Annotated in this window: 5 protein-coding genes; all 5 read left to right on the top strand. The window is 32.9% G+C overall.

Annotation, left to right across the window (positions count from 1 at the left end; genetic code table 11):
• Nucleotides 1-579: hypothetical protein (locus tag MR875_09330; GenBank protein MCI6995038.1), on the top strand; the 579-nt coding region annotated here is incomplete at its 5' end.
• An 83-nt stretch (nt 580-662) separates the two neighbouring features.
• Nucleotides 663-1,142, top strand: a complete 480-nt coding sequence (locus tag MR875_09325; GenBank protein ID MCI6995037.1) for a hypothetical protein — start codon at nt 663-665, stop codon at nt 1,140-1,142.
• A gap of 66 nt (nt 1,143-1,208) precedes the next feature.
• Nucleotides 1,209-1,898 carry a hypothetical protein gene (locus MR875_09320; protein MCI6995036.1) on the top strand — a complete coding sequence of 230 codons (690 nt, stop codon included), beginning with the start codon at nt 1,209-1,211 and terminating at the stop codon, nt 1,896-1,898.
• A 30-nt stretch (nt 1,899-1,928) separates the two neighbouring features.
• Nucleotides 1,929-4,607 (top strand): WG repeat-containing protein, encoded by a 2,679-nt coding sequence (locus MR875_09315; protein MCI6995035.1) that lies wholly within the window; start codon nt 1,929-1,931, stop codon nt 4,605-4,607.
• 2 nt (nt 4,608-4,609) lie between these two features.
• A partial coding sequence (locus tag MR875_09310; GenBank protein MCI6995034.1) for a hypothetical protein occupies nt 4,610-5,439 on the top strand: 830 nt, incomplete at its 3' end.

Raw genomic sequence — 5,439 nt, 5'->3', positions numbered from 1 at the left:
GATAGCGATTTAGCATCAAAAATTGCTGACCTTGAAGCACAACTTGCAGCACTTAAAGCACAAGTAGAAGGTTGCGATGAAGATATCACTGCTGATGATGTTGCTGATGACGAAGTTGAGGTTAACGATGACCTTGCAGGTGAGGACGGAACCGATGTAGAGGACGATGTTGACTTTGGCGATGAAGAAGGTTTCGAAGACGAAGATGACTTCGAAGATTTTGGAGAAGATGGCGAAGAATCATTTGACGATGATGAAATGTACGAAGCGAAGAAGAAAGTCATGGACAGAATCGTTGAGTCAGTTGTTAGACAAGCATTAAAAGAGGATGAACTTCACGATTTTGGAAAGCACCCAGGTTATAGGAAGAAACCTATGGATTTACCTCCAACTGGCCAAGACAAGAACGAACATGGTGAAGACATCAATGATGATTCAGTACACAACGAAGAACCATTTGGCAAGCAAATCGGTGACGGTAGCCCATTTAATCAATTGGTAGATGCTGTTACTAAGGATGTTATGTATCAGATTAAAAAAGGCGCTCCAATCGAAGGTGAAAATAAAAAAAAAGAGTAACTGAGTCTCTTGACGAAAAAAAGGTATTAAAGATACCTAAAAATAACAATAAAGAAGCACCATCCAATGAGGAAATACCTCCAGTGGGTGATGCTTCTCCTGTTGACCCTTCAATGAGTGGTAACGCTATGGCTGACCCAATGGCAGGTGTAGACCCTTCAATGGGTGGTGAAGGCCCTTCAATGGGAATGGCACAAGGAGTTGGAGAGGAAATGCCTGAGGATGGAATGGACGATTCAAATATGAACGAAAAAGTAAAAGAAATTACTGACATTTCAAATGAACTTGACGAAAAGGGGCAAGAAACGATTTTAAAATATGCACGTTCAGTAAAAGATAATTCAAATAGCATGCAAGATTCAAATGAACCAGAAATGGGAAATGAAGAGCCACAAATGCCAATGGAATCAGTCGTTTTCACTAAAGGGCAGTTAAAAAGAATAAATGAAAGTCTTGGCGTTGGAATGGATGATGAAAAGGATGATAAAAAACTTACTAAAAGAACAGATAAAACAATTAATAAAGTAAAAAGTTCACCGTTCAATTCTCCAAGATTTAAATAAGAAACAAGGCAGGTTTTAACCTGCCTTTTTGATTCTATAAGATATTTATATTAAAATAGTTGTCATATGAAAAAAGTTATAATTACAAGAGCACAATTGAATGAAGTTGAAGATGCCTTGAAAACACAAGTTACTTTTACAGGCAATAATGCAAATGAAATGGGAAACAACGCTCAAGAAAAATACAACGATGCAACAAGAACGGGGTTAAAGCCAAATTCAATTCAAATGTCTGGCAAAAGTACAAGAAATAACGCATCAGATAAAGACGAAACAACAATTGCTTTTGATTCTACACAGTCAAACATTAGAGGCGCTGTTACGAAGGCTGTTCAAAACGCAGTTAACAATGGTGCAGATATAAATAAACTTAATGTTGTTGGTAACAGTGAAGATGTTACTAACGGTGTTGCAGAGGGAAAAAGATATTCTAAGAGGCAGATTGAAGAGGCACGACTTTACGAGATGAGAAAAAATGGTGAAGTCAAGACAAAAAAGCAGTTATACGAAGAGGTTTTAACAAGAAAACAATTGCAAGAAATTGCCTTTGAATGTGATAGAAAATGCATTGAGGAAAAATTGAAAAACATGAACCTTTTTCAAGCACTTGAAGCATTTAGGTTAACATTTGGAGACGATGCATTGCAGGCATTGTCAACTAGTAGAAACATTCTTGAAACGATTGTAAATACATTTATCAGTGCGGACCATCAAAAGAAAGATGAATTCATTGGAAGGTTGGACGGAACCTATTGATTGAGATATTGAAAATTAAAAAGAAAGTAAATGAGAACTTTATATATAACTGAGGAACAGGAGCGCAGTTTAAAAAATCGCGTTATATTAGCAGAATCTGATGACAGAATAAAAAAGGTTAATAAAATTATTGATACTGAGTTTAGTAATTTACTTAACCTTAATGAACCTGTTAGTGGGCCAGAATATTATGTAAATAATAACCCAGAAACAACATGGAGAACATATTTGCTATTTAGTCTAAGACATACATTTGGGTTGATGACAAACGCTGATATGAAGTACCTTCCAGTTGTTGCAAAATTGGCTTATTCTGATGAAGTTGGCTTTGACAAACGCAATGACAACGGCAACAAAATTGGCATTTTATTGAAAATTGTTGGGCTGTTTAAAAAAGATGATGCTCTCTTCCAAAAAGTAAAAGCAAATATAAATAATATTACTTTTAGTCAACTATATGAACAATTAAAACCTCAATTGGAGCAAAGTAGCACAATAGATGCTTATAACGCAAATCATGTTAAGGAACGTGATGATTATGATGTGGTGGAAGTTCCTGATTTTCAAACTGCTAATTTCTATGGAAATAAATCCTGTTCTGTAAGTAAATTATGCTATACACAAAATGAACATACTTGGAATGAGTATACAAAAAACGGAATAAATAAAGTATATGTTTGTTTAAAACATGGATGGGAAAATATACCAGAGGAAGTAGGTGAAGGTAATCCATATGATGAATATGGCACAAGTATGATATTTGTATTTATTGACCCTGAAGGAAATATTACAACATCTAATTGTAGATGGAATCACCGTACAGAAGGTGAATATAACGGAAGTGTTGACCATGCATTTACAAAAACAACACTTTGTGAGACGGTAGGAAAGAGATTTGATGAGGCATTTAAGCCACATTCAACAGAATATTTAATGAAAAAGGGATATGTGCCATTTGATACAGTTCAAGAATTATTAGATAACGGTGAAAAGCCAGAAGAAATATTTAACTATTGCGGTGATTTTTGCGAAGGCTTTGCTGTGGTTCAATTAAATGGTAAATATAATTATATTAATGCCAATAACCAGCTAATTTCTGATACTTGGTTTGACTATTGTGGTTATTTTAGAAAAGGTTTTGCTTGTGTTGAATTGTATGGTAAATATAATTTTATTAATACCAATGGTCAAATAATTTCTGATACTTGGTTTGATGATTGTTATGCTTTTTATAATGGGTTTGCTTATGTTAGATTGAATAATAAATGTAATTTTATTAATACCGATGGGCAACTACTTTCTAATACTTGGTTTGACGGTTGCGGTATTTTTAAGAATGGTTTTGCTCGTGTAGAATTAAATAATAAATATAATTTTATTAATACCAATGGCCAACTACTTTCTAATACTTGGTTTGATGATTGTGGCGGTTTTGATAATGGTTTTGCTATTGTTAAATTGGATGGTGAATATAAATTAATTAATACCAATGGTCAGATTGTAGAATCTAAAGGTAGAAAAAATAAGCATATTATTATAACTGAAGAACAAGAAAAAGCACTTAAAGAAAGTATTTTATTAAACAGTTTCCCAGAAGATATTGCTGATGCTGTTTACAAAAACAAAACATCAATAGGAAATAACCCAGCATTGCCAAATATATTTGAAAAAGGATATGTTGAAAAACTTGTTGAGAAACGTTTCAAAGGGTGCGTTGATGAACTTAAAAAAATAGGCGAAATAGATGATGTTCCTGATACAGACATGCAAACTGTATTGGGTAAACTTGTTTTAAAATGCCAAAAGTTAGAAGAACCACATAGACCAGAATTAGAGAAAATTGTTGCTAACTATTTAATAGATTTATTTGGCATTCCTGACGATTCAATACAAATGGAACTTTCGCTTGTTGACGATGTTGATTTAAGTAGTTCATCAATTAAATTAGACCCTGCTGATGGCGATGAATTTATTGAATATGAGGATGTGCTTGACGCAGAGTCAATAAAAGATGAAGTTTATAAAAGAAGATTAATTGATGCAATATCAATGGGCGCTGGTATGAAAATATCTTCAAACATAAAAGATTACATGAAAGAAATATATGAAATAAATCCAACACTCATTGATTTATATAGAAAAATATTGGCACTTAATGATTACCTTCTTTTTACAAAAGAAGATATAGGAATGACAGAAGAAGATAAACATCAATTTGGAACTGTTGAGGTTGTGCTTGGTCAGGTTGAGGAATCTCCGAAAATTTTAGCACAGGGGGTAATATTCCCAATATTGTTGTCAGAATCAGTTAGGGGATTAATGGAATTATTCGCTTCTCATGGGTTGCCACAAGAATTTGAAAAAGCACAATCTGTATTATCAAAATCAGATTATTTAAAAGCCGAACCTTGGGATATGAGAATTGGTCCCGCTTTGTGGGAAATTGTCTCAGATTCATTTGGAAATGGCGTTAAAACTGATTTAATACCATATTTATATAAAAGAATATCACAATTACCAGTAAAGAAGTTTAACTTCTTTATGAGAGAAGTGTTAGCAAAAACCAGAAAAGGTAAAAGAATGATGGCAAAGATAGCCGAAAAAGCGCAATATGAAAAAGAATATAGTGGCTTTGAGGATAAAATGTCAAAATTCAGCACAGATAAAAATGTAATAATGGATGAATATATTCATCCTGACGAATTGTAAATATGAAAGGACCTGAATTAAAAATAGAATTTTGTGCATATTATAATGACAAAAAAGAAAAGTTTGATGAAGGTGGGCTATATCCATTTTTGGAATATTGCCAATCATCAAAGCCGAAAGATGTTGTCGTTAGGGTTGATTATGAAATGGGCTTTGACGAGATTGATATATATTGCGAAAGTCTTGCCATAAGTAATTTATCATATGAAAAAATTGATGATGGAAATTTTGTTGCGAAGTTTACTTGCGATAGCAAATCAGGAAAGCCTTTAATGAGGGTAATTTATGCACTTGGAAAAGCTGGAAATGGAGGGCATAGTTATACATTTACTGTTGGGAAAGAAAAATTCGGTTTTGATGGAGATGGGGCTGATAGAATAATGAAAATTAATGATGTTAAATTCCAAAAAATAAAAAACTCTTACGATTTGGGGGAAGTTTGGAATGATACAACAAGAAAAAATAATGAAGAAATAGATAATAATATGAGCGTTAATATTGAAGAGATTGTTAGACAATCAATAAAAAATATTGTTAATGAATCACACGGCAAAAAAAAGCATAATGCCCCAAAAGATGCCTTAGCAGCAATGAGAAAAGGTAATCGTGAAGCGGACCAAGAAATATTTGGCGATGGATTCCGTCAAACAAAAAAAGTTCATAAAGCAAAAAACGATTATGATAGAAAAAACAATAAAGTTAATTTGAATAAACTTGATAGATATGATGAATCTGTTAAAAAAATCAATTATAATGATTTATTGTCAATAATATCAGAGTCAGTTGCAAAACATATTAAAGTGTTAAAAGAAGACCTTGATGGTGTGGTTAA

This window comes from Methanobrevibacter sp. (genome assembly GCA_022775905.1).
In the GTDB taxonomy this organism is placed as follows: domain Archaea; phylum Methanobacteriota; class Methanobacteria; order Methanobacteriales; family Methanobacteriaceae; genus Methanocatella.
This window is presented reverse-complemented; position numbering and strand designations above follow the sequence as displayed.